Genomic DNA, 887 nt, shown 5'->3' on the forward strand with positions numbered 1-887 from the left:
GCTGTCGCCGATCGTCCAGGCCGCGAGCAAGTCGCGCAGGTCGCGCTCGATGAGGGTGGCCGGCAGACGGCCCGCGAAGCCGAGCTCGCGCCCGAGACGGTCGGCCGTACGGCTCAGCCACGCGCTCGCCGGCCACGCCCGTGGATTGCGTGCGATGCGTGCGAGGTCGGCGCGCACCGCGCAATGCAGGCGCCGCCGGCTCGCGCCGGGATCGCCGGGGAACACGAGCGCGAACACCATCGCGCCGAACGCGATGCCGAGCAGCGTGGCAAGCGCCGAATTGAGAAAGGCGGCGTCGCCGATGCGCGCCGTATTGTCCGGCGACGTGAAATTCCAGAAGAAGATCGAGAAGCCGCTGCCGATGCCGGCCGCACGTGGATGGCGCATCGCGATGCCCGCGCCGATCGTGAACACGCCGAGGATGTACGCGAGCATCTCGAAGCCCGACACCGCCGGCAGCAGCACGAAGTTGCAAAGGGCGCCCGCGACCGCCGCGCAGGCGGCTCCTTTCAGGAAGCCGACGGTGGCGCCCACCGAGTTCGGGCGCGTCGAGAACAGCGCGCAGACCACCCCCGTGATCGCGACGAACCCGGCGCCCGACGGCCACGCCGTCACGATCCAGAACGCCGCGGCGATCAGCACTGCGATGAACGCGCGCATCCCGTTGTGCCACGCGAGCACCGGATCGTGGTGGAACGCATAGCGCACCCGCGACGCCGGCGGATTCGGCAGGTCCAGCCGCGCCTTGCCCGCAAAGGCGGCGTCGAACCCGGCAAGCAGCGCCGCCAGCCGGTCGAGCGTGAGCAGACGCGACGGGTCCGAGCCGGCCGGCTCCGCGGCCTCGGCGCGCACCGCGTCGTCCACGCGCGCCCGCAATGCGGTGAGCG

At 72.3% G+C, this 887-nt stretch carries 1 protein-coding gene; it reads right to left on the reverse strand.

Going from position 1 to position 887, the window contains the following annotated elements:
- The coding region (locus DPV74_RS41560; RefSeq protein ID WP_205571995.1) for an FUSC family protein at positions 1–887 on the reverse strand (887 nt) is incomplete at both ends.

It is taken from the genome of Burkholderia sp. HAN2018, assembly GCF_024704855.1.
GTDB lineage: Bacteria > Pseudomonadota > Gammaproteobacteria > Burkholderiales > Burkholderiaceae > Burkholderia > Burkholderia cepacia.